This is a genomic window from Micromonospora sp. NPDC047730, from assembly GCF_043204765.1.
In the GTDB taxonomy this organism is placed as follows: Bacteria; Actinomycetota; Actinomycetes; order Mycobacteriales; family Micromonosporaceae; genus Micromonospora.
In genome coordinates this window covers 194,649-216,975 of record NZ_JBIDCU010000007.1, presented here as the reverse complement: position 1 = coordinate 216,975, position 22,327 = coordinate 194,649, and the positions used below count along the sequence as shown (strand labels likewise).

The window sequence follows — 22,327 nt, the reverse complement described above, 5'->3', positions numbered from 1 at the left end:
TCACCTCGCCCAGACGGTCGGTTCACCGAGCTGGCCGATGTCGGCGCCGAGGGCCGGGGTGGCCGCCGTCCGCAGGACCCGGCCACTCGTGTCGAGGATGTTCACTGTGGCCACCTGGCGGGGATCGACGCGTATCGTGCCCGCACCGGCTTCCAGCCGACCGCTAGCGATCGTGCGTCCCCTGCCGTCGAGCAACTCGGCGCGGACCGCCGATTCCGGCCCGACGACCAGCACGCCGCCTGTCTCGCCGGGCACCTGGACGGCCACCAGGTCAGGAAGCCCGGTGGCGGTCCGGTAGGTGACCGGTGCCCCTGACTCCGCATGCTGCGGCTGGTCGGTATCGGTCATCAGCAGGGCGGCGCAGCCGCCGTCAGGCGAGCAGGAACTCACCACCGCGGCTACTGGCGCGCCAGGAACCCAGTCGGGTAACCGTCCGCTCCAGATCACCTGGGGCGCCGGCCCGGTGAGCCCGTGGCCATCGAGCACGTCTTGCAGGGCGCGTACGGCGGTCGTGGCGAGCGTGGTTTCCGCTGAGCCGCGTGCGCCGGTGGTGGAACCCGGCGGCGCGTTCTCCGTCGGGCTGGCCATGCCCGGTCCACCACCGCCCGGACCGGCGTATCGCACGACGCCGTCGCAGGTGAACCGCCACCGTTCGGCCACCTGGCCCGCCCCCCGGACCACGAAACCATCGGTGTTGACCGTCTGCCAGCTTCGGGCGACCGATCCGTCCGGCTGGATCCGGCCGTCGGCGGAGGTCTCGACGCGGCACCCGGCCGGTGCCAGCCCGACGGTGAGGTCGGCGAGACGGCGGCCGTCCACCGGAGACAGCCGGCCGAGGAAGACGATCGGCTCCAAGGGCTGCGGTTCGTCCGGGGTGCCGGTCTTGTCCAGCAGTTCCGGCACGGACGCACCGGCATCACCGAGCCCATGGCGCAGCAACGCGTGCGAGTCGTTCAGGAAGGCCACCACCACCGTCCGGGCACCCGGTGCGTCGTGTGCGAGCAGCACCTTCACCTCGTCCAGCGCCGGGTCGACCAGCAGGTGGGCGCGAGCCGACCGGTACTGCTGCTCGATGTCCGCGATCAGCGCCCGGTCGCCGGCGAGGTTGCCCCGGGTCGGCGAGTCCAACAACCGTCGCACCATCGGCTTGTCGACCCGACTCGCCGGCTGGTACGTCCCCATCGCGGGTGGCGGCGACGACCCCGCGTCGGTGCCTGCCGGGGGGCCGGCCACGCCGAACATCGGCAGCGCCACCGCCACCGCCGCCAGACCGACCACGCCTGCCGCCATCCGCCGCTGCCGGCGCCGCCGGACGCGGACCAGCAACCGGTGATACGGGTCGGGGCGCGGCAGGACTGGCTCGGCGAGCCGGGCCAACGTCTCCTTGATCTCATCGGGCATCGTTCGCACCTCTCCAGCTAGTGGCGGCGGGCAACACGACGGTCGGTGGCGGGTCGGTTGGCAGCGGCTCTTGAGCGCCCGGCCGTGACGACCCTGCCGACGGCGTCGGCAGCACCGCCCGCAGCCGGGCGATCCCGCGGGACGCGAGGCTCTTCACCGTGCCGACCGAGCAACCGAGCGTCTGGGCGGTCTGCGCCTCGGTGAGGTCCTCCCAGTAGCGCAGCACCAACACCGCCCGCATCCGGGGTGGCAGACCGTGCAAGGCGGCGCGCACCTCTTCGCGTACCACGACGTCGTCCGCCACGTCGCGGCTGCCCCGGTCGGCGTGCAGCCGCCAGGCGCCGGTCACGCCGGCCAGAAACTCCCGGGAACCGAACCGGTGCCACAGGCTGACCCGCTCGTTGACCATGATCCGGCGGACGTATGCCATCGGTTCGTCCACGTGCCGCCACCGTCGCATCGCCCGCATCAGCGCGTTCTGCACCAGGTCTTCGGCCGCGTGCCGTGATCCGGTCAGCAGGTACGCGGTCCGCAGCAGATCCGCATATCGGATCTCGACGAACTCGCGGAAGCCGTCTTCCGTCAAGTGCACCCTCCAGCCCTATCTTGGGCATCATCGACGAGAAGATGACCCTGGGACGCCGGAAAAGGTTGACCGGCGGCCACGGCGGCGTGTTCCCGCCCCCTCGGGTGCCGGGGATCAGTGGTGCCCCGGGCCGCCGAGGCGAACCCCCCGGGGGGCTTACCGGAGGTATTGACAGATCACTTTGGGCGCACTGAGGATTGGCGCAGTCCACCGACCGTCACCGGAGCAGCCTCCCGTCCATCAGCCTGACGACGTTTCCGCAGCTCGGCGATGCGGCCAGCGTCGGTCCGCCGCAACCGGACAGCACCACCACCTTCCTTCCACCGTGTCGTGGCGCCGCAGGCGTGGCGCGCGACCGACGGGGCGGAGCCGCGTACCCCGGGCGGGCCCCTCGGCCATCTCGTTCGGTCACCCGTGCCGACGAACAGAAGGGTCGACAGATGCGTGATCCCCTAGGTCCCCGGTGGCGACGCCGCCTTCCCCTCCCCGCCGTGCTGGCCGGGGCCGTGGCCGTGGTGCTGCTGGTCAGCCCGGCCTCGGCCACCGCGCCGTCCGCCGCCCCCGCCGTCGACCTGGTCCGGGTCGGCGACGAGGAGGCGAACGTCGTCGAGGTGCTGCTCGCCGGCACCGCACAGCTGGATGCCCTCGTCGCCACCGGCGTCGACCTCGACCACCACGTCGCCCACACCGAGAACGGCGTCGTCGCGCACGCGGTCGTCGCGGCCGGCGAGGCGGCGGCGCTGACCGAGGCCGGCTTCACGCTCGGCAAGGTGCTGCACCGGCCCGCCGACGCCCGGGAGCGGGTGGCGGAACGCGAGGCGACCATCGCCGGCCACGTGGCCGAGAACCGGCAGTTCGCCGCCGCCGCGGCCGACCCGGCCGCCCCGGACGCCTCCGACGTCAAGATCATCCGGGCGGACTGGTACACCTCCGGGACCAGCCAGATCCTTTCCGTCGAGGCGAAGTGGGCACAGGGCCAGACGGCAGCGACCCCCCTCACCGTCGAGCGGGACAGCGGCCCCGGCACCGAGTTCGGCTCCGGCGGGACGCAGACCCTGTCCCGGTTCGTCGACGCCGGCGTCTACCTGTACCACCGGGGCGCCGCCACGGTGACCAGCCGCCCCGACCGCATCCGGATCACCAGCCCGACCGGCGACGTGGCCGTCGCGCAGGTGCGGGAGTGGCTGCCGACCCCGGGCACCGGCCCCGAGGGCCCGGGCTACCAGAAGGACTTCGTCACCAGCTACCTGACGCCCACCGAGCTGTACGCGCGGATCCACCAGCTGGCCGCCGAGTTCCCGCGGCTCGCCGAGGTCGTGGAGCTGCCCTACAAGACCAACGGCTACCGGCGGCACGCGCAGGCGGTGCTCGGCACCGCCACCGCCAGCCGCGTCGCGGTGGACTCCCTCGCCTGGGGCCACGAGGGCGGCAACGCCATCTCCGTGGTACTCGCCGACCCGGGCGCGGCGAACACGCCGCTGTCGGTGACCGTCACCGGCTCCGCGGTACGGGTCACCCTGGGCACCGACGGCGCGGGCGCGGTGACCAGCACCGCCGCCCAGGTCGTCGCGGCGCTCAACGCCGGCGCCGGGGCGCTGCTGCGGGCGTACACCTATCGGGGCAGCCCGGGCACCGGCGTGGTCGCGCCGGCACCGCGGACCCCGCTCAGCGACGGCCTCAGCGCGCCCACCAGCGTCTCCCGCGACCCGCACCCCGTGTACGCGATCCGGATCGGCAAGCACCGCGACGGCTCGAAGCTCGGCGTGCTCGCCTACGCCCAGGAGCACGCCCGCGAGTGGGTGCCGCCGCTGGTCACCGTCGAGACCGCCGAACGGCTGCTGCGCAACTACGCCCACGACGGCCAGACCAAGCAGCTGCTGGACAACCTCGACATCTGGATCGCCCCGTCGGTCAACCCCGACGGCGGGCACTACTCGTTCTACGACTTCAACTCCCAGCGCAAGAACATGACCAACCACTGCCCGTCGACCGGGGCCGCCGACTTCCTGGCCCGCAACTCGTGGGGCGTGGACAACAACCGCAACTACACCGAGTACAGCCTCTTCGACGGCTACTCCGGCGCGTCGTCGAGCTGCACCAGCGGCACCTACGCCGGCCCGAGCGAGCTGTCCGAGCCGGAGAACCGCAACGTCGACTGGCTGGCCGCCCGCCCGAACATCAGGTTCTCGATGAACCTGCACTCGTCGGGCAACTACTTCATGTGGTCGCCGGGGGCGTACGCGCTGCCCGACCGGGTCTCCGCGCCGCGGCCGACCCTGGCCGAGGAGTCGGCGTTCTGGGGCGCGTCGTCGCGGATCCTGGCCGCCATCAAGCGGCACCGCAACATGGCGGTCACCCCGGCGCGCACCGGCCCGATCTCCGACGTGCTCTACTCGGCGGCCGGCAACTCGGGGGACATGCTCTGGTACAAGTACGGCATCTACGCCTGGAACTTCGAGGTCGGCACCTCGTTCCAGCCGGAGTGGGACGAGGCGCACGACGAGACCATGGAGTTCGCCAACGGCCTCGTCGAGCTGATGCGGGTGGCCCGTGACTTCGCCAAGGACAACAGCCGGCCGCGCAGCACGCTGGCGGTCGCGCCGAGTTCGACGCCGGGCATGGTGACCGTGACGTTCTCCACGAGCGAGCCGGCGGCCGTCTTCTACACCCTCGACCGGGCCGCCCCGACGTACGCGTCGACCCTCTACGGCTCCGCCGGCGTCCGCGAGGGCGGGGAGACGCTGACCGTCCCGGCGGGCACCACGGTCCACTGGTTCTCGGTGGACTCGGCGGGCAACGTCGAGAACAACTACCGCCCCGACGGCAACGGCACGAACTACCGCCAGGGCACCGCCATCCTTCCTGCTGGCTGAGGTCCTCCGGCCGGTACCGATGGCCCGGCGGGCCCCTGCCGCGGAGCCGGGAACGGCGCGGACCACCTCGGGTGGCCCGCGCCGTTCCCGTCCTGCCGGCCGCCGGTCAGGCGATCGGCAGGTTGTGGAAGGTGAGCAGCCCGCTGCCCGTCGCGTTGACGATCCACGGGCCGGCGCGCAGGTGGCTCAGGTAACTCACCCCGGTCGCCCCGTCGGCCGGCGCGGAGAGCGTCAGTACCAGTCGACCGCCCGCCCGGTATTCGACGTCGGTGACCGCCGCCGTGCTGCCGTTGATCCGGAAGTCGGCCGCGACACCAGGATCGACGACCAGCGGGTCGTCGTTGCGCAGCTGCACCGTCACCTCGGTGCGCTCGGCGTTGGAGAAGGTCGCGCTGCGCGGGTTGGGTGGTGCCACCCCGGCGCTGGGGCCGTGATACAGGTCGCGGGCCACCACGGCGAACGTGTGGTCACCCATCTCCCGGTAGCCCTGTTCCCAGGCGTAGTGGCACCCGTCGTGGCCGGACAGGCCGTTCGTGGACAGCAGGGTGACGCCGAGCGTGTCACCCATCTGCCGCTGCGCCTCCCGGAGCGCTCCGGTGGTGCTGTTGCCGCAGGGGGAGGTGCGGACCTGGTAGACGAAGTACCGGGCGCCGTCGCCGGCGCGGGTACCGATCTCGCTACGCCAGTCGGCGAGGAGCGCGGTGAACCCGGAGACGTGGACGGCGGCGTTGTCGTTGTCGGACTCGCCCTGATACCAGAGGAGACCGCGCACGTCGGCCTGGACTCCGGCGGCGACCAGTCGTTGCCGCAGCCGCCCGTAGTTGGTGCTGATGGCGTCGGGGTCGGCGTCGTCGCGCTGGAAGAACGAGATGGGCCGGCCGCCGTGGCCGCCGTTGACGAGGGCGACCGGGACGCCGTAGGTGTCGACGATCCGGCGGGCCATGCGAATGCCCCACTGGCCGACGGAACCGGGCTGGTTGGTGACCTCGCTGGCGGCGTAGTTCCAGCTGCGTTCCGCCGCGGACAGCACCGGGTCCGCGGTGGGCGAGCCGTAGCTGCGGATGAACGGCGACTCCTCGCCGGCGGACGAACCCCGGTACACGGCGGAGACGGCGTTGGACTGGCCCTGGATGACATAGGCGTCCCCGGCCAGGACGCCCTCCCACAGGCCGGCCCGGCGGGTGACGCCGGCGCCGAGCGCGCGTAGCTCGAACCGGTACTCGCGTAGCGCGGCGTCGATGCGGGGGCTGAAGGAGAAGTCGCGCCGGTCGGTGACCGTCGTGAGGTAGGTCCACTCGTCTTCGCCGCTCGTCACCGTCAGCTGTACCGCCTTGACCCGCGGATCGGTGACCGTCCCGGACACGGGCACCGTTGCCGCGTTCGAGGCGTCCCGTGGGTACAACTGGCGGTCCTGCGGGTGCTGGTCGAGGGCGAGCACGGACGGCCGGGCGTACACGGTGAGCCGGCGCTGCGTGAAGGTGCCCGCGTTCCCCGCGAAGGTCCAGTCCGGGTGCCCGCTGGGTGCGGGGCCGATGCCGAGCGAGAGCGGCGCCCCGGAGGAGGTGAAGGTGTTGACCGCGAGCACCGTGCGGGGCGCCACGGACGACGGGCGGGTGGCACCGACCTGGTGCACCTGGAACGACCCGTACCCGCCGGACGGGTTGACGGTGTCGTCGGCGTCGTAGACGCTCGGCGAGGCACCGGCGATCTGGCGGGACCCTCCGCTGCTGTAGGTGTGGGGCCACATCTCCACGTGACCGGCCAGGTCGGTGCCGGTGGTGACGCCCGGGACGTTCGACGCGACCTCCAGGTCGCTGACCCGCTGTCGGATGATCTCCCCGGTGCGGGTCGGCAGGCCGAGCCGGCCGGCGTCGGTGGTGAACGGCGCCATCGCCGTCCACACCCACTGCGGGCCCGCCGGAGTGGCCAGCTCCAGGCAGTATCCGACTCGGTCGAAGCCGGCGGCCACCTCGGCGGTGTGGTCGAAGGCGTACGGCGGCGTCTGGTTCAACCAACTGGCCCGTTCGGGCAGGTCCAGCGCGAGGACGGGAGTGAAGTCGGCCATGCCGTCGACGTTGGCGGCGCACGAGGTGCCGTCGATCGGCCTGGAGCTGACAGGGTCGGGTGCGGCGCCGGCGGCAGGCGGCTGCCCGAACACCACTGCGACGGTGGACAGGAGGAGGCCTACTGCGGCGATGGCGGCACGGCGCGTGTCGCGTGTCCGCCGGGAACGGGGTGGACGGGGCATGACTCGGACCTCCAGCAGGTCGGGTAGGTCGGGTCCGCCGGATCGGCGTGGGTCATGCCTAGCTATCAATATTCACCGACCGCAATGCGTATGCGATGAGCGGTGGGATCGCCGCGGCGGGAGCGCATGTCACGGCGATGAACGGGCGACCGGTTGCCGGGTGTCGCTGCCTCGCCTCGGCCAGATGCGAGACGACGACGGCGGTCACCGGCGGCATCGGGGGCCACCGTCACGGCCGCTGCTTGCTCCGCCGCCTTCGATCAGTCCGGCAGCAGCGGCATCTCCAGGCCCGGCTCGCGGCCCAGCAGCACCGCCCGGGTGAGCGCCGCCGACCCGAACCGGTCGCGCACCGCGTCCACCGCCGCGTCCAGGTCCGCCCCCGGGTCGCGGTCGAACGGCAGCGGCGGCTGCACGGGGGAGTCGTCCAGGTTGCCCACCGACACGCCGATCAGCGTCACGCCGCGCCGCTCGATCTCCGGCAGCGCCCCCGCAGCAGCGCCCGCGCGGCGCCGAGCAGCGGCGTCGTGTCGGCGGTCGCCTTGGCCACCGTGTGCGAGCGGGTCGCGCGGGTGTAGTCGCCGAACCGCAGCCGCAGCGTCACCGTCCGCCCCGCCCGCGGCGCCGCCCGCATCCGCCGGGTCACCCGGTCGACCAGGCCGGCGAGAATCGCCTCCAACTCGGCGGGGGAGTGCGGGACGGGACCCAGGGCGTGCTGCGCGCCCATCGACCCACGTCGGCGGCCGACCTGCACCGGCCGGGGGTCGCGGTTGTGTGCCAGGGCGTGCAGGTGCCGGCCGGCCCCCGCGCCGAGCAGCGAGACCAGCGTCGCCTCACCGAGACGGGCGACCTGCCCGACGGTACGGATGCCCCGCTCGCGCAGCTTCCCCGCGGTCACCGGCCCGACACCCCACAGCCGCTCCACCGGCAGCGGGTGCAGGAAGGCCAGTTCCTCGTCCGGCGGCACGACCAGCAGGCCGTCGGGCTTCGCGACGCCGCTGGCCACCTTGGCGAGGAACTTCGTCCGGGCTACGCCCACGGTGATCGGCAGGCCGACCCGCGCGCGCACCTCCCGGCGCAGCCGGGCGGCGATGTCGGCGGGCGGCCCGACCAGCCGCCGCAGGCCGCCGACGTCGAGGAACGCCTCGTCGATGGAGATGCCCTCGACGACCGGGGTGGTCTGCCGGAAGATCTCGAACACGGCGCGGCTGGCCGCCGTGTAGGCCGCCATCCTCGGCGGCACGACGACGGCCTCCGGGCAGAGCCGGCGGGCCTGCCGGCCGCCCATCGCGCTGCGTACGCCCCGGGCCTTCGCCTCGTAGCTGCACGCCAGGACCACGCCGCCGCCCACGATCACCGGCCGGCCCCGCAGGCGCGGGTCGTCGCGCTGCTCGACCGACGCGTAGAACGCGTCCAGGTCGGCGTGCAGGATGCGGGCCTCGCGCGACACGAACACATGTTCGCACGGAACGGGTCGACACCGGCGCTGACCTGCCCGGACAGCGCCGGGCGGCCACCGCCGCGACGGGGATGCCGAGCGGCACGCGCCCGCCGCCGTACGCCTTGCGACTCCTCACTCTGCAAGCGTTGGAGCTTGCCTCCCGGGGCGACGCCGACCGGGCTGTCCGGTCGCGTGCCCGCCGATCCCACTACCGGCGAAGACCACGGCAGCCGACAGGGCGAGTGACGTGGAGGTGTGCGGAGCTGTCAGGCGACGCGCGGGGCAGCGACGATCGGGAGCAGGCCGCGGGGGGCGGGCCGGTCGATCTCGCCGGTCTGCTCCACGGCCGAGGCGGCACGGGGGCGGGCCGGTGCGGCGCCCTGCGTGGGCCCGTCCGGGGCGGGGGCGGTGATGTCGGTGAGCAGCGACAGCAGCCTCGGCAGGTCGGCGGCGGCCAGCCGGAAGGACCCCCGGCACACCGCGCCCGACCACAGGGACAGCACCACGGCGCCCCGCTCGGGATGCCAGCTCACCCGCATCGTCCGGTCGCTGCCGCGCAGGTCGGTGAACAGGTCACCGAAGCTCGGCATCGGTAACACCTCTCCCATCCGCCAATCATGCCCGACGATCGACAGGCGGCCAAGGCCGTCGGGCCCGCCTACAGGTCGTCGAAGGGGCGGGCGTAGGTGAACTCGCCCCGGATCGACGGCCGCCAGGCGCTCATCGGACGCGCCATGAAGTACCGCGGCCCCCACGGCTGCGGCGGGGTGACGCCGAGGTCGACGGCCGGGCCGAACCCGAAGCGGGGGTAGTAGTCGGGGTGGCCGAGGAGCACCACCAGCGGCTCGTCGAGCGCGTCGGCCGCGCCGAGCACCGCGTGCATCAGCGCGGAGCCGACCCCCCGCCGCTGCCAGGCCGGCAGCACGCCGAGCGGCCCCAGCCCCAGCGCGACCGGCTCGCCGGCCACCCGGCCCCGGGTGCACACCACGTGCCCCACGACCTGCCCGTCGTCGGCGGTCGCGACGAGGGAGAAGGCGGGCAGCCACCCGGCGTCCGCCCGCAGCGCGTCCACCAGCCCGGCCTCCACCGGTACGGCGTCCGGCTTGTCGGGATCGGCGAAGGCGGCGAGGTGCACCGCCCGGACGGCGTCGATGTCGGCGGGGGTCTCGCGTCTGATCAGCACCGCGCCACGATAGGCGGGGCGGGCCTCCCAGCGCTCCCGATTATCGGCGCCGACCGTTCAGTCCGCGCGCCGCCGGCGGGTGCGGCGCACGAACTGCGCCAGCGCCACCAGCGGCAGCACCCCGACGGGGTACCAGGCGAGGTCGACCGGGTCGAACTGGACGCCGAGCACGAGCCGGGCCACGAGGCTGCGCGCCGACAGCGCCGCCGGGATGCCGGTCAGCTGCGACACCTCGACCGCCCAGCAGAAGGCGACCGCCAGCGCGCCCGCCGACAGCGGCACCGTGCGCGGCCGGAGGAACAGCACCCCGGCCCAGACCATGGACCCGTACAGGGCGGTGCCGGAGTGCTGTTCGAGGCCGCCGCCGGCCGTCGCGCGGATGACGAGGGCGACCGCGAGGAACACGGCCGCCGCCGCGAGCATCAGGATCCGGCACCGCCGAGGAGTGATCGACACTCCGGCGATGCTAGGCCGTGTTTCGCCGGAGACATCGTGGCCACCCAGAGCGGTGACGAGGCGGTTCGACCTGACCCTCCGCAGAACGAACCGCCGGGCGGAGTCGAGCCGAGCGGCGACGTGCTCGCTGTCGGCGCGTAACGCGATCCTGCGGTGTCGACTGTGGTCGCCACTGGGCGGGGCGTACTGCCAGGTCAGTGGGCCTGGCGGGGGTGCGGTCGCCGGGCCGGGACCGCCGGAGCGGGGCGGTGTTGCCAAAACGAGGTCTTGACGGGCCGGGAAGTTTGACATTTGATAAATCCCGCCGATGCAGGAGGTCTCATGTCAGCTCGCACCCGTCTCGTCGCGGCCGTCGCCGCAGCGGCTCTCACACTCACCGTCGCCGGCTGTGGTGATTCGGAGAAGACCGGTTCCCCCGATGCCGCCTCCGTCACCTACCTGACCTCCTTCGGGACGTTCGGTCGGGACGCGTACGCATACGTCGCACTGGAGAAGGGCTACTTCAGGGAGGCCGGGCTCAACGTCACCATCAAGCCCGGCACCGGCACCGTCGATGTCATGAAGCTGATCGGATCGGGGCAGGCCGACTACGGCCCCGGCGACCTCTCCGGGGTCATCACCACACTGGCGAACGAGAAGATGCCAGTGCGCGTGGTGGCCGCCATCCACCAGCGGTCGATGGCCGGCATCGCCTCGCTGGACAAGGCGATCGACTCGCCGGAGAAGCTGCCCGGCGCCAGCATCGCGGACAGCTCCGGCTCCACCAACATGATCATTTTCCCGGCGTACGCCAAGGCGGCCGGCATCGACCCGAAGTCGGTGAAGTTCGTCCCGTCCTCGCCGCAGTCGCTCCCGCAGTTGCTCGCCGCCGGTTCGGTGGACGCGATCGGCCAGTTCGCCGCCGGCAAGCCGCTGCTGGAGAAGGCGGCCGGTGGCAAGACCGTCACCATGCTGCCGTACGCGGACAAGCTTCCCGACCTGTACGGCAACGGACTGCTGGTCTCCGCCGCGAAGCTGGAAAGCAACCGCGCAGAGGTCGAGAAGTTCACGGCAGCGCTGGTCAAGGGCCTGCTCTACGCGGTGGAGCACCCCGAGGAAGCAGCCCAGCTGCTCAAGAAGAACGACCGGACGGCCGACGAGAAGGTCGCCGCCGCCGAACTCACCGAGATGCGCCCGTACGTCCTGGGCGACGGCGGACCGGCCGGAAAGCTGGACCGGGCGCGGGTGGAGGCGATGATCAAGCTCCTCGCCGGCACCGGCACCCTCAAGTCGACGCCGAACGCCGAAGACATCGGCGTCTACGACATCGCAAAGCCATAACTTCCTCTTCGACGGCGGTGCGCGCGGCTGGTTGCGGCGCGCACCGCGAGGGGCGAAACCATGATCGGAATTCGTAACGTTTCGCAGATCTACCGCACCCGGGCCGGTGACGTGGAGGCCCTGCGTGATGTGTCGCTGGAGGTCGCCGACGGCGAGTTCGTGGCGATCGTCGGGCGGTCCGGGTGCGGTAAGTCCAGCCTGCTGCGGCTGGTGGCGGGCCTCCAGGCCGCCACCTCGGGCGAGATAACCGTCGCCGGCACCCCGATCCGGGGGCCACGGCGGGACATCGGCTTCATGTTCCAGCGCCCGGCTCTGCTGCCGTGGCGGTCGGTCATCGACAACGTGCTGCTGCCGACCGAGGTGTTCAAGCAGGACCGACGGGACGCCCGGACCCGCGCACACGAACTGCTCGACCTGGTCGGGCTGAACGGCTTCGAGAAGCGCCTGCCGCACGAACTCTCCGGCGGGATGCAGCAACGGGTCTCGCTGTGCCGGGCCCTCATCCAGCAGCCGCGCGTGCTGCTGATGGACGAGCCGTTCTCCGCACTCGACGCGCTCACCCGCGCCGACCTCACGGTCGAACTCCAGCGCCTCCAGATGAAGCACGCCTCGACGGTGCTCTTCGTGACGCACTCGGTCGACGAGGCCGTGCTGCTCGCCGACCGGGTCGTCGTCCTCAGCCCGCGACCGGGCCGGCTGCGGCAGATCGTGGGAATCGACATCGCCCGCCCGCGTTCGCTGGGACGCGACGGCCACTCGGCCGAACTCGGCGTGCTGCGCGCCCAACTGCACGACCTGCTCATGACCCCCGAGGAGGTGGCACGGTGACGGTCACCGAATCCCGCCGTACCGGCCGCGACAAGCCACGCGCCGCCGGCCGCTGGGCCCAGCAACTCCCGCCCGTGCTCGGCGTCGTGGCCGCCACCGCCCTGTGGTGGGCGATCACGGTCGTCTTCGAGGTGGAGAGCTTCATCCTGCCGTCCCCGGGGCAGGTGGCGCAGACCATGGTCGAGGAGTCCGCCTACCTGTGGGACAACACCCTGGTCACCCTCTGGGAAACGCTGCTGGGCTTCGCGATGGCCATCGCGATCGGGGTGCCGCTGGCGCTGATCGTCACCGCCTCGCGGATGCTGGAACGGACCGTCTACCCGCTGCTGCTGATGCTCAACGCCGTACCGAAGGTGGCCGTCGCGCCGCTGCTGGTGGTGTGGATGGGCTTCGGCCAGTTCCCCAAGGTCTTCCTGGTCTTCCTGGTCTGCTTCTTCCCGATCGTCATCTCCACCGCCGCCGGCCTCAGCTCCACCCCGGCCGACCTGGTGGAGCTGGGCCGGTCGCTGAAGACCAACTGGTGGCAGACGTTCCGCATGATCCGGATGCCGGCCGCCATCCCGCAGCTCTTCGTCGGTCTCAAGCTCGCCATCACCCTCGCCGTCATCGGCGCGGTGATCGCCGAGTTCGTCGGGGCCACCGAGGGGCTGGGCTACGCGATCGTCGCCTCCGGCGCCAGCGCCGACACCGCGTTGGCCTTCGCCGCGATGATCCTGCTCGGGGTGCTGAGCGTCGTGCTGTTCTACCTGCTCGCCGCAGTCGAGCGGTTCTTCGTGCCGTGGGCGGACCGGTCATGAGCGCGCCGGATTTCCCGCCGACCGTCCCGGTCGGGTGGCTCACCGACGCCGTCGCCTCGGTCTTCGGCGCACTGGGCTTCTCCGAGCAGGCGGCCGGCCTGGTCGCCGGCTCCCTGGTGGACGCCGACATGCGGGGAATCCCCTCGCACGGGGTGATGCTGCTGCCGATGTACGTGGACCGGATCAGGGCCGGCTCGGTCAGCCGGGCCGAGCGGGCCGAGGTGGTGCGCGACAAGGGCGCCATCGCGGTGCTCGACGCCGGCCACGCGCTGGGGCAGCTCACCGGTGACCAGGCGATGCGGCTGGCGGTGGCGAAGGCGCAGACGTACGGCGTCGGCGTGGTCACCGTCCGCCGGGCGTTCCACTTCGGCGGGGCGTTCCGGTACGTGGACCTCGCCGCGAACAACGGCTGCGTCGGCATCGCGGCGGCCAACACCCGCCCGCTGATGCCCGCCCCCGGTGGCGCCTCGGCGGTGGTCGGCAACAACCCGCTCGCGGTGGGCGTACCCCGCGCGGGCGGCAAGCCGGTGATCCTCGACGTGGCGCTCTCCGAGGCCGCGCTCGGCAAGATCCGGCTGGCCGCCGGTGAGGGCCGCGAGATCCCCGCGAGCTGGGCGACCGACGCGCAGGGGCGGCCCACCACCGACCCGGCCGCCGCGCTCAAGGGACTGCTGCTGCCGTCCGGCGCCCACAAGGGATACGGTCTCGCGCTCATGATCGACGTACTGACCGGGGTGCTGTCCGGCGGGGCGTACGGCCGGGGCGTCCAGGGCCTCTACGCCGACGTGTCGGTGCCCAACGACTGCGCGCACTTCTTCCTCGCCCTCGACGCCGAGGCGTTCGCCGACGACGCGGAGGAGCTCGCCCGCCGGGTCGACGACCTGGCCGACCAGGTGCTCGGCTCCGCGCTGGCACCCGGCACGGAGCGGGTCCACCTGCCCGGTGACATCGAAGCCGACCGGTACGACCGGGCGTCGCGCGACGGCGTCGCGCTCCAGCCGTCGGTCTTCGCCGGACTGGTGGAGGTCGCCGCCGGGCTGGGCGTGCCGCTCCCGCCACCGCCCAGCGCCGGCTGACCCCGGTCGAGAAGGAGGAAAGGACGTCATGCAGGCCAGTTTCGACGCCACCGGCGAGGTGCTCGTGGTCACCGGGGGCGCCAACGGCATCGGCGCCGCCCTCGCCCACGCGTACGCGGACGCGGGCGGCACGGCCGTGGTGTTCGACGTGACATCGGGTCAGCCGCACCCCAGCGGGCGGGTGCACGAGCACCGGGTGGACGTGTCCGACCGGGACGCGGTGCACGCCGCGGTCGCCCGGGTGCTCGCCGAGCACGGCCGGATCGACGCCCTGGTGGCCGGAGCGGCGGTGCAGCCGCGGTGCGACGTGGTCGACATGGACCCCGAGCAGTGGCGCCGCACGCTGGCGGTGAACCTCGACGGGGTGGTCTGGTGCGCGCAGGCGGTCCTGCCGGACATGATCGCCCGCCGCTCGGGCGCGATCCTGGTCTTCGCGTCGGGCCTGGCCACCGCCGGCCGGGCGCAGGCGTCGGCCTACGCGGCGAGCAAGGGGGCGTTGATCGCCTTCGCCAAGTCGCTCGCCGCCGAGGTCGCCGAGCACCGGATCCGGGTGAACACCGTCTTCCCCGGAGTGGTGGACACCCCGCAGTTCCAGCAGGCCAACCCGAGCGGCGGCGAACGGGAGCACTGGGCGCGGGCCACCGGCATCGGCACGCCGGCCGACGTGGTCGGCCCGCTGATGTTCCTGCTCTCGCCCGCTGCGACCATGACCGGATCCACCCTGACCCGTGACCGGGCGTACCCGAGGAGCGAAGCACAATGAGCAGCACGACCGAGCAGTTGCCGGTGGGCATCGTGGGCGCCGGGCCGGTCGGCCTGGTCACCGCGCTGGGCCTGGCCCACTACGGCGTGCCGGTGGTCATCTTCGAGGAGGACGAGCGGCTGTCGCTGGACACCAAGGCCGGCACCGTCCTCACCCGCACCCTGGAGGTGCTGCACCGGTACGGCGCCCTGAACGACGTGCTGGCCGGGTCGCTGCGCATCGACGAGATCGGCGAGCTGGACCGGGCCACGAACACCCAGACCCTCAGCGTCCGGACCGGAGACCTCACCGAGGACACCCGCTTCCCGTTCGTCATCAACATCCCGCAGCACGAACTGGAGCCGATCCTGCGGCAGCGGCTCGACACCACCGCCCCCGGCGCGCTGCACATGGGACACCGGCTGCTCGACTTCGTCCAGCACCCGGACCGGGTGGACCTGCGGCTGCGCACCGCCGAGGGGGAGCGGACGGTTCCGGTGCGGTACCTGCTGGGCTGCGACGGCGGTCGGTCCGCCGTCCGGGACCAGATCGGCGCGCGGGTCGAGGGCGAGACGTACCAGGAGCGTTACATGCTGGTCGACCTGAAGGTCGACCTGGACGTGGAGAACCCGCGCGACTACCCGTACCTGGCCTACTTCGGTGATCCCCAGGAGTGGATGATCCTGGTCCGCCAGCCGCACTGCTGGCGCTTCCTCTACCCGCTGCCGGCCGGGCAGGCCGAGCCGGACCGGGAGGAACTGGTCGACAAGGCACGCCGTTTCATCGGGGACACCAAGACCCTGGAGATCGTCGGCACCAACATCTACAACGTGCACCAGCGGGTGGCCGACCGGTGGCAGGACGGGCGGGTCTTCCTGCTCGGCGACGCCGCGCACCTGATCACCCCGATGTGGGCGCTGGGCCTGAACACCGGTGTCCTGGACGCCTCCAACCTGCCCTGGCGGATGGCCTGGGTGCTGCGCGGCTGGGCCGAGCCGAGCCTGCTCGACGGCTACCAGGTCGAGCAGGAACCCGTCGCCACCAAGGGCTCCGCGGCGATGGCCGCGGCGGCGCGGGCCTACATGGCCCGCCGCGCGGACGACCCGGGGGTGATGACCGCCGGCAACTGGGGCAACGCGTTCACCCGCGCCATGCTCGGCGTACGCCTCGACGTGAGCGGCACGGGCGACTGGTCGATGGTCGCCGCCGGTGACGAGCCGCTGCCGGTGCTGGCCGGGGCGCGCAGCCCCGACCTGCCGCTGTTCGGTCAGTCCGGCACGGTGCACCTGCACGACCTGGCTGCCGACGCCTTCGTGGCGCTCTACTTCACCGACCCGCGCCGGGTCCCGGCACTGCCGCCACAGGAGTCGCCCGCGCTGCGGCACTACGTGGTGAGCCGGTGGGACGCGCCGCACGACTCCGGGCTGCGGGACCGGGCGCTGTTCGACCCGGGAGACCGGGTGCGGCGCCGCTTCGGGGTCGACAACGACACACTGGTGCTGGTTCGCCCGGACGGGCACGTGGCGGCGATCGTCCCGTTCGACCCTGTCTCCGGCATCGACACGGCCGCCCAGCTCTACGCCCGGATCACCGGCTGCCCACCGCCCGTGACCCGGTCCGACAACACCCTCGTCTGCGAAAGGGATGACAATGAGTAACTACGGTCACGCGACCGCCCCGGACGGAACCCAGGTCGAGCTCGGTGCCGTCGGCCAGCAGGTGGTCTTCGAGAACGACCAGGTGCGGGTCTGGGAGATCAGCCTGGCGCCCGGCGAGCAGCAGCCCTGGCACCACCACCTCAACCCGTACCTGGTGATCGCGCTGGAAGCCGCCGACAACCGGATCGACGCGCTCGCCGGCGGCGACCCCCGCCTGGTGCACGAGGCCATCGGCGGGGTGGTCTACCGCGAGCCGGGGGAGATCCACATGCTCACCAACAACGGCACCACCCGGTACCGCAGCCGGCTCGTCGAGCTGAAGTGCCTGGGGGAGAACCTCGTGTCCGGTCAGGGCGAGCGGTGAGCGACCTGCCGCTCGTACCGACCCCGCCGGTGCCGGCCGGCGTCGACCCGCAGGAGTGGGCCAACAACCTCTCCGAGCCGTCGAACTACGGCGGCGAGGCGGCCGACCGGTCGCGGGAGGAACTGGTGCCCGGCCCGGACGGCCTGGTGCTGGCCCGCTTCCGCGAGATCCTGCTCCAGACCGACGAGCTGGACTGGGCGGACAAGACGCTGGCCGGCCTCTCCCACAAGGCGCTGTGGCGCAACGAGGAGACCGAGGCGTCCATCTCGCTGATCCGTTTCCGCAAGGGCGCCGGCATCCCACTGCGCCACTCACACGCGTCCAACCAGTTCATGTTCTGCCTCAGCGGCCGGTACACCTACGTGCCCACCGGGCTCACCCTCACCCCGGGCTCCTTCTACTGGAACCCGAAGGGCAGCCTGCACGGGCCCACGCTGGCCGAAGAAGAGAGCGTCCTGCTGGAGATCTACGACGGGCCGCACTACCCGACCCAGCCCGAGTGGTACACCGACCCGGCGGACGCCCGCTAGCTCCACCTCGAAGAAGAGAAGATGACCATGCCCAAGCAGCAGATTGTTTCCCCCGAGCTGGCCGCCCCGAACGGTCACTTCGCCCAGGCCACCCAGATCAGGGCGCGGGGCCGGATGGTGTTCGTGTCCGGCATGACCGCCCGCAACCGCGAGGGCGGGGTCACCGGCGTCGGCGACATCGCCGCCCAGACGCACCAGGTCTGCCAGAACCTGCGCGCCGCGATGACGGCTGCCGGCGGGTCGCTGGAGGACATCGTGCGGGTGGATGTCTACGTCCGCAACATGGAGGACTTCCACGCCATCCACGAGGTGCGCCGGCAGTACTTCACCGGTGAGCCGCCGGCCTCGACGATGGTGGAGGTCTCCAAGTTCGTGAACAAGGACTACCTGATCGAGATCAACGCGATCGGCGTGATCGACGACGAGCAGGACGCCTGATGAAGCTCGCCAGCGTTCTCACCGAGGCTGGCCGGCGGATCGGGGTGGTGGACGGCGACAGCGTCGCCGTGCTCCCCGCCGAGCTGGGCGACCTCGACGAGGCGATTCGTGGTGGCGCGGACGCGTTGGCGGCCGTCCGCACCGCCGCGCGGCAGGTCGCGGCGGTGCCGTTGGCCGAGGTCCGGCTCGACGCGCCGCTGCGCCGGTTCAACCGGGACATCCTCTGCACCGGTTGGAACTACTGGGACCACTTCGAGGAGTCGCGTGGCAAGCGGGAAGGGCAGGAGCCCGCGGAACGGCCCAAGCACCCGACCTTCTTCACCAAGGGCCCGGACACGGTCGTCGGCCCGTACGACGACATCGCCTACGACCCGCAACTCTCCGCAAAGTGGGACTACGAGGCGGAGGTGGCGCTGGTCATCGGCGCGGACTGCCGTTCGGTGAGCGAGGCGGACGCGCTGTCGTACGTGGCGGCGTTCTGCGTGGCCAACGACGTGTCGCAGCGCGACCTGCAACGCGCGCACGGCGGCCAGTGGCTCAAGGGCAAGAGCATCGACGCCACCATGCCGCTCGGGCCGTGGCTGACCACCGTGGACGAGGTGCCGGACCCGGCGAACCTGCGCATCCAGTGCGAGGTGAACGGCGTGCTGCTCCAGGACGCGTCGACCGGGCAGATGGCCTTCCCATTCGCCCGCATCATCGCGGAACTGAGTTGGGGGATGACCCTGCGGGCCGGCGACGTGGTGCTCACCGGTACGCCGAGCGGCATCGGGAACGCCCGTGACCCACAGGTGTTCCTGAACGACGGGGACCTGGTGGTGACCCGGGTGGAAGCGCTCGGTGAGCTGCGCAACCAGGTGCGACTGACGAAGCTGCACTGACCCCGCGACGGGTGCGGGGCGGCGCAGCGCGGCGCCGGCCCGCACCATTCCACAGCGACGAAATTGGTACCATTTCCAGGGCCCTGATGCGTTTGTGGGATCACCCGAGCACCCATGAACATGGATCATGTCCTGCGAGAACGGGACGAGCACGGCATCCACCAGCGGCTCTATCCGGAGGCAAACCGTGGTAACAACGCATCGTCGATCCGTCCTGAGCGACGCCAACGACGACGACGGCCGGACCGGTGCCGGTGGAGCCGACGGACAGCACCGCACCCTTGCCGACTCGGCGACCGCGGTCCTGCACGAGGCGATCCTCACCGGTCGGCTGCCGGCCGGCACCCCGTTGCGGCTCAACGAGATGGCCGACCTGCTCGGTATGAGCATGAGCCCGGTCCGCGAGTCGATCCGGCGGTTGGCCGCGCTCGGCCTGGTCGAGGTGGTCCAGCACAAGGGCGCCTGGGTCATGCCGCTGACCGTCGAGGACGCGGTCGACACCCATGAGACCCGGATCGCCATGGAGACGGCACTGATCGAGCGGGCGGCGAGCCGGTTCACCGCCCAGGACGCCCGGCGGGCCGAGGCGGCACTCGACGAGCACATCGCCGCGTCCGCGCGCGGCGACACCACGGCTGCCCGCAGGGCACACACCGAGTTCCACTTCACCATCTACCGGGCGGCCGGATCGCGCTGGCTGCTGCGCGGCCTGGAACCGGTCTGGGAGAACAGCGAGCGGTACCGGTTCGCGACGGTCACCCCGACGGGGCAGAACGAGGAGCGGGTCCGCGAGCACCGGGCCATCCTCGACGCGTGCGTGGCGGGGGACGTGGCGGCGGCGGTGGCCGCCGTGCAGGTCCACATCCAGCACGCGGCAGACCGGGTGATCGGCAAGATGAACACCGACGCCGCGGCAGTGCCTGCCGCCCGGGCACCGGGACGCGCGCGTCCCGGGAGCTGACCGCCGGCGCCACCGCGTCAGCCGGTAGTGGCGCCGCCCAACAACCGTCGGGGCACCCCCGCCCCGACGGACTGTCCGCCGCCGGGTGAGCGGCCACGCCAGCCACCATCCCGTACCGTCGGCGCGTCCCGTCGTGACCGCCGGTCGGGCCAACCGTTAGGAAGCCCCGTTGCCTGGCATCGACATGCACGCCCACCTCGCCCCCGACCTGCGCCCGGCCAATCTGCCAGGGGTCGCGGTCGACGGTGACGGCGCCGCCGTTCTCGGCGGCAAACGGGTCGGCCCGCCCGACCTGTACCACCCGGACCGGCTCGAGAACCACCTGGACCAGGCAAGGCTGGACGAGGCGATCGTCAGCGTCCCGCCGCCCTTCTATCGTCAGCGGATGTCCGGACCGGAGGCGGCGGCGTGGGTCCGTGCGGTCAACGACGGCCTGCTCGCCGTGGTCGCCGACCGGCCCCGGCTCACCCCGCTGGCGTACCTGCCGTTCGAACATCCCGAAGTGGCCCTCGCCGAGTACGACCGGATCGCCGCCGACGACCGCTGGGCCGGCGTGGTGGGCGCCGCCGGTGGAGACACCGGACCGCTCGACGGTCCGCCGCTGCACCCCCTGTGGCAGCGTCTCGATGCGGACCGGCGCACCGTGCAACTGCACCCCGCGCACTCCGCGGACCCCCGCCTGGAGCCCTACTACCTGGCCAACCTGCTGGGCAACCCGGTCGAGACGACTGTGGCAGTGGCCCAGCTCGTCTTCGGCGGGGTGCTCGGCGGGCACCCGGGGATCCGGTTCGTGCTGGTGCACTGTGGCGGTTGCGTGCCGGCGGTGGTCGGGCGCTGGGAGCGCGGTCACACCACCAGCAGACCGGGCGTACCGGTGCTGTCGCCCACCCCGGCCGAGGCGGTGCGCGCCCTCTACGTCGACAATCTGGCCCACGACCCGGAGGTGGTCGACCTGGCGGTGTCGGTCTTCGGCGCGGACCGGCTGGTGCTCGGCAGCGACTGGCCGTTCCCGATGGGCACCGACGCTCCGTCCGCCACGGTGGCACACCGGGGCGCTGACTACGCCCGGCAGGTGGCCACCGACAACGCGGCGCGAGCTCTGGGGCGGGCACCCGGCGGTCGGTGACGGATCGGTGCGGCTGACGCCGTCGAGCTGCCACTGCCGCCGCCCGGGTGGGTGGCGTCTCCAGGACGCCACCCACTGTGAGCAGATCTTCATCGACAAGACGGCGGGCACGTTGGCCCGCCGAGCGGAACTCGACAAGGTTTGCTGGGAGTGGTCCGAGGTCACCACGCCTGCAGCGCGGGGCCAGTGATCATCCGGTCGTCGAGACCTCTCCGCCGATTCCGGTCTCGTTGCCGTCGCTGTCGTGGAAGACGTACTTCCAGACCGAGTCGTGCTTCTCAACGTCGACCGGCTCCAGGCCCTGTCCGGAGATCCTCGCAACCTCGGCGACCGGGTCGTCGACCCAGATCATGCTGACAGCTCCGCCGGCCCGGTCGGGATCCTGGATGATGTACACGTACCGATCCTCGGCCAACTGCCAGACCGCCTCGATCTCGTTGGGATAGAAGGCCGGTTCAGCACCGAGCAGCCGCTTGTACCACTCCAGGGCGCTGTCATAGTCGCGCACCGGGATGCCCGCAAACACTCCTACCGCCATGTCTGTCTCCTCAGTCGATGTCGAGCCCGACCGATGCCGGGCCCTGAAGTCAGACCGGACCTGGCAGCGAAACCTGACGGGGTCGACCCGATCGCCTTCGGACGGGTCCCGCGCCCAGGTTACCCCCTGGGGTGGCGGTCTGCGCGGTGCTGGCCGGCGCAGTCACGTTCGCCGCGATCGCGCACTGGGCCCGGGATCTGGACCGGACCATCGGATACCACCGCCGGTCCGGCCTCACCGAGGGGTGTCGACGAGGCCGGCGCGGTGCGCGATCACGACCAGCTGGGCACGGTCACGGGCGTCCAGCTTGTGGAGCAGCCGACTCACATAGGTCCGAGCGGTCGCCGGGCTGATGAAGAGCCGCTCGGCGATCTCGGCGTTGTTCAGTCCGAGGCCGATCTCGGCGAGGACCTCGAGTTCCCGTGGTGCGAGCCGGTCGATGAGGTCCGGGTCGGGTCCGGAACGGGACCTGACGGCGGCCCGCATGACGGTCGTGGTGACATCGGGGGACAGGATCGGCCGGCCCGCAGCGACCGCCCGGATCGCCTCGCGCAACTCCTCCGGGGCGATGTCCTTGAGTACGTAGCCGGCCGCGCCCGCCCGCAGCGCCTCCAGCACGGTCTGCTCCTCAGCGAAGGTGGTCAGGACCAGCACGGCGACATCAGCGAGAGCGGGGGACTCGGTGATGATCTGGGTCGCTGCGATGCCGTCGAGGCCGGGCATCCGGATGTCCATGAGGACCACATCGGGTCGCAGCTCGCGTACCCGGGCGACGGCGGCCCCGCCCTGATCCACCTCGGCGACGATCTGGATGTCACCGTCATGTTCGGCCAGGGCCTTCAGGCCGCCGCGCAGCAGTACCTCGTCTTCGGCAATGACCACC

21 protein-coding genes and 1 pseudogene are annotated in these 22,327 nt (G+C 72.1%); 13 read left to right on the top strand and 9 right to left on the bottom strand.

All coding sequences use genetic code 11. The features are described 5' to 3' along the window. Both ACGF5G_RS18660 and ACGF5G_RS18655 read right to left on the bottom strand, forming a co-directional pair. Nucleotides 1-1,401 (bottom strand): hypothetical protein, encoded by a 1,401-nt coding sequence (locus ACGF5G_RS18660; protein ID WP_393264176.1) that lies wholly within the window; start codon nucleotides 1,399-1,401, stop codon nucleotides 1-3. After that, on the bottom strand, nucleotides 1,391-1,993 hold the full coding sequence (locus ACGF5G_RS18655; RefSeq protein WP_393264173.1) for a SigE family RNA polymerase sigma factor: 603 nt from the start codon (nucleotides 1,991-1,993) through the stop codon (nucleotides 1,391-1,393). The genes ACGF5G_RS18660 and ACGF5G_RS18655 overlap by 11 nt, the downstream gene beginning before the upstream one ends. A gap of 434 nt (nucleotides 1,994-2,427) precedes the next feature. Here ACGF5G_RS18655 and ACGF5G_RS18650 point away from each other — a divergent pair, with 434 nt between their 5' ends. Beyond that, nucleotides 2,428-4,860: a M14 family metallopeptidase gene (locus ACGF5G_RS18650; RefSeq protein ID WP_393264172.1), complete on the top strand. Its 2,433-nt coding sequence runs from the start codon at nucleotides 2,428-2,430 to the stop codon at nucleotides 4,858-4,860. Nucleotides 4,861-4,966: 106 nt separating this feature from the next. On the opposite strand, the gene ACGF5G_RS18645 is transcribed toward ACGF5G_RS18650, so the two are convergent. From ACGF5G_RS18645 to ACGF5G_RS18625, 5 genes and pseudogenes are all read right to left on the bottom strand, one after another. Next, nucleotides 4,967-7,018, bottom strand: coding sequence for a sialate O-acetylesterase (locus tag ACGF5G_RS18645; RefSeq protein WP_393264170.1), 2,052 nt, complete (start codon nucleotides 7,016-7,018; stop codon nucleotides 4,967-4,969). A 350-nt stretch (nucleotides 7,019-7,368) separates the two neighbouring features. After that, nucleotides 7,369-8,555 (bottom strand): annotated as a pseudogene (gene dinB / locus ACGF5G_RS18640) (DNA polymerase IV). A 257-nt stretch (nucleotides 8,556-8,812) separates the two neighbouring features. Continuing rightward, entirely contained in the window at nucleotides 8,813-9,154 is a 342-nt protein-coding gene (locus tag ACGF5G_RS18635) for a hypothetical protein (RefSeq protein ID WP_393264167.1), read from the bottom strand. Between the two features lie 50 nt (nucleotides 9,155-9,204). After that, nucleotides 9,205-9,729: a GNAT family N-acetyltransferase gene (locus ACGF5G_RS18630; RefSeq protein WP_393264165.1), complete on the bottom strand. Its 525-nt coding sequence runs from the start codon at nucleotides 9,727-9,729 to the stop codon at nucleotides 9,205-9,207. A 57-nt stretch (nucleotides 9,730-9,786) separates the two neighbouring features. Further along, entirely contained in the window at nucleotides 9,787-10,185 is a 399-nt protein-coding gene (locus ACGF5G_RS18625) for a DUF2809 domain-containing protein (RefSeq protein ID WP_393264162.1), read from the bottom strand. Between the two features lie 321 nt (nucleotides 10,186-10,506). Here ACGF5G_RS18625 and ACGF5G_RS18620 point away from each other — a divergent pair, with 321 nt between their 5' ends. From ACGF5G_RS18620 to ACGF5G_RS18565, 12 genes are all read left to right on the top strand, one after another. After that, nucleotides 10,507-11,505, top strand: a complete 999-nt coding sequence (locus ACGF5G_RS18620; protein WP_393264159.1) for an ABC transporter substrate-binding protein — start codon at nucleotides 10,507-10,509, stop codon at nucleotides 11,503-11,505. Between the two features lie 60 nt (nucleotides 11,506-11,565). After that, nucleotides 11,566-12,333, top strand: coding sequence for an ABC transporter ATP-binding protein (locus ACGF5G_RS18615; protein ID WP_357695892.1), 768 nt, complete (start codon nucleotides 11,566-11,568; stop codon nucleotides 12,331-12,333). Beyond that, a complete protein-coding gene (locus tag ACGF5G_RS18610) occupies nucleotides 12,330-13,130 on the top strand; it encodes an ABC transporter permease (protein WP_393264156.1) in 801 nt (266 codons plus the stop codon). Before ACGF5G_RS18615 ends, ACGF5G_RS18610 begins: the two co-directional genes overlap by 4 nt. Further along, the gene (locus tag ACGF5G_RS18605; protein ID WP_393264153.1) at nucleotides 13,127-14,206 is read left to right on the top strand and encodes an Ldh family oxidoreductase; all 1,080 of its coding nucleotides are present in this window, start codon (nucleotides 13,127-13,129) and stop codon (nucleotides 14,204-14,206) included. Before ACGF5G_RS18610 ends, ACGF5G_RS18605 begins: the two co-directional genes overlap by 4 nt. Nucleotides 14,207-14,234: 28 nt before the next feature. After that, nucleotides 14,235-14,969: an SDR family NAD(P)-dependent oxidoreductase gene (locus ACGF5G_RS18600; protein WP_393264150.1), complete on the top strand. Its 735-nt coding sequence runs from the start codon at nucleotides 14,235-14,237 to the stop codon at nucleotides 14,967-14,969. After that, the gene (locus ACGF5G_RS18595) at nucleotides 14,966-16,606 is read left to right on the top strand and encodes an FAD-dependent monooxygenase (protein WP_393264148.1); all 1,641 of its coding nucleotides are present in this window, start codon (nucleotides 14,966-14,968) and stop codon (nucleotides 16,604-16,606) included. The genes ACGF5G_RS18600 and ACGF5G_RS18595 overlap by 4 nt, the downstream gene beginning before the upstream one ends. Further along, nucleotides 16,599-16,970 carry a cupin gene (locus ACGF5G_RS18590; RefSeq protein WP_357695882.1) on the top strand — a complete coding sequence of 124 codons (372 nt, stop codon included), beginning with the start codon at nucleotides 16,599-16,601 and terminating at the stop codon, nucleotides 16,968-16,970. The genes ACGF5G_RS18595 and ACGF5G_RS18590 overlap by 8 nt, the downstream gene beginning before the upstream one ends. Then, complete coding sequence (locus tag ACGF5G_RS18585; protein ID WP_363704988.1) at nucleotides 16,967-17,500, top strand: cupin domain-containing protein; 534 nt, start codon at nucleotides 16,967-16,969, stop codon at nucleotides 17,498-17,500. Before ACGF5G_RS18590 ends, ACGF5G_RS18585 begins: the two co-directional genes overlap by 4 nt. Nucleotides 17,501-17,521: 21 nt before the next feature. After that, entirely contained in the window at nucleotides 17,522-17,938 is a 417-nt protein-coding gene (locus tag ACGF5G_RS18580) for a RidA family protein (protein ID WP_357454537.1), read from the top strand. Next, nucleotides 17,938-18,819: a fumarylacetoacetate hydrolase family protein gene (locus ACGF5G_RS18575; RefSeq protein ID WP_393264146.1), complete on the top strand. Its 882-nt coding sequence runs from the start codon at nucleotides 17,938-17,940 to the stop codon at nucleotides 18,817-18,819. Before ACGF5G_RS18580 ends, ACGF5G_RS18575 begins: the two co-directional genes overlap by 1 nt. Nucleotides 18,820-19,006: 187 nt before the next feature. Then, the gene (locus ACGF5G_RS18570; protein WP_393264143.1) at nucleotides 19,007-19,780 is read left to right on the top strand and encodes a GntR family transcriptional regulator; all 774 of its coding nucleotides are present in this window, start codon (nucleotides 19,007-19,009) and stop codon (nucleotides 19,778-19,780) included. Between the two features lie 169 nt (nucleotides 19,781-19,949). Beyond that, nucleotides 19,950-20,906, top strand: a complete 957-nt coding sequence (locus tag ACGF5G_RS18565) for an amidohydrolase family protein (RefSeq protein ID WP_393264141.1) — start codon at nucleotides 19,950-19,952, stop codon at nucleotides 20,904-20,906. Between the two features lie 190 nt (nucleotides 20,907-21,096). Here ACGF5G_RS18565 and ACGF5G_RS18560 read toward each other — a convergent pair whose 3' ends face one another. Then, the gene (locus tag ACGF5G_RS18560) at nucleotides 21,097-21,444 is read right to left on the bottom strand and encodes a VOC family protein (RefSeq protein ID WP_393264138.1); all 348 of its coding nucleotides are present in this window, start codon (nucleotides 21,442-21,444) and stop codon (nucleotides 21,097-21,099) included. Nucleotides 21,445-21,678: 234 nt separating this feature from the next. Further along, on the bottom strand, nucleotides 21,679-22,326 hold the full coding sequence (locus tag ACGF5G_RS18555; RefSeq protein WP_393264136.1) for a response regulator: 648 nt from the start codon (nucleotides 22,324-22,326) through the stop codon (nucleotides 21,679-21,681). Nucleotide 22,327: the final 1 nt, after the last annotated feature.

Coding starts and splice junctions, on each gene's coding strand:
- ACGF5G_RS18580 (WP_357454537.1), top strand. CDS start 17,522: ATGACCATGCCCAAGCAGCAGATTGTTTCCCCCGAGCTGGCCGCCCCG.
- ACGF5G_RS18615 (WP_357695892.1), top strand. CDS start 11,566: ATGATCGGAATTCGTAACGTTTCGCAGATCTACCGCACCCGGGCCGGT.
- ACGF5G_RS18650 (WP_393264172.1), top strand. CDS start 2,428: ATGCGTGATCCCCTAGGTCCCCGGTGGCGACGCCGCCTTCCCCTCCCC.
- ACGF5G_RS18605 (WP_393264153.1), top strand. CDS start 13,127: ATGAGCGCGCCGGATTTCCCGCCGACCGTCCCGGTCGGGTGGCTCACC.
- ACGF5G_RS18575 (WP_393264146.1), top strand. CDS start 17,938: ATGAAGCTCGCCAGCGTTCTCACCGAGGCTGGCCGGCGGATCGGGGTG.
- ACGF5G_RS18620 (WP_393264159.1), top strand. CDS start 10,507: ATGTCAGCTCGCACCCGTCTCGTCGCGGCCGTCGCCGCAGCGGCTCTC.
- ACGF5G_RS18560 (WP_393264138.1), bottom strand. CDS start 21,444: ATGGCGGTAGGAGTGTTTGCGGGCATCCCGGTGCGCGACTATGACAGC.
- ACGF5G_RS18660 (WP_393264176.1), bottom strand. CDS start 1,401: ATGCCCGATGAGATCAAGGAGACGTTGGCCCGGCTCGCCGAGCCAGTC.
- ACGF5G_RS18600 (WP_393264150.1), top strand. CDS start 14,235: ATGCAGGCCAGTTTCGACGCCACCGGCGAGGTGCTCGTGGTCACCGGG.
- ACGF5G_RS18595 (WP_393264148.1), top strand. CDS start 14,966: ATGAGCAGCACGACCGAGCAGTTGCCGGTGGGCATCGTGGGCGCCGGG.
- ACGF5G_RS18590 (WP_357695882.1), top strand. CDS start 16,599: ATGAGTAACTACGGTCACGCGACCGCCCCGGACGGAACCCAGGTCGAG.
- ACGF5G_RS18635 (WP_393264167.1), bottom strand. CDS start 9,154: ATGGGAGAGGTGTTACCGATGCCGAGCTTCGGTGACCTGTTCACCGAC.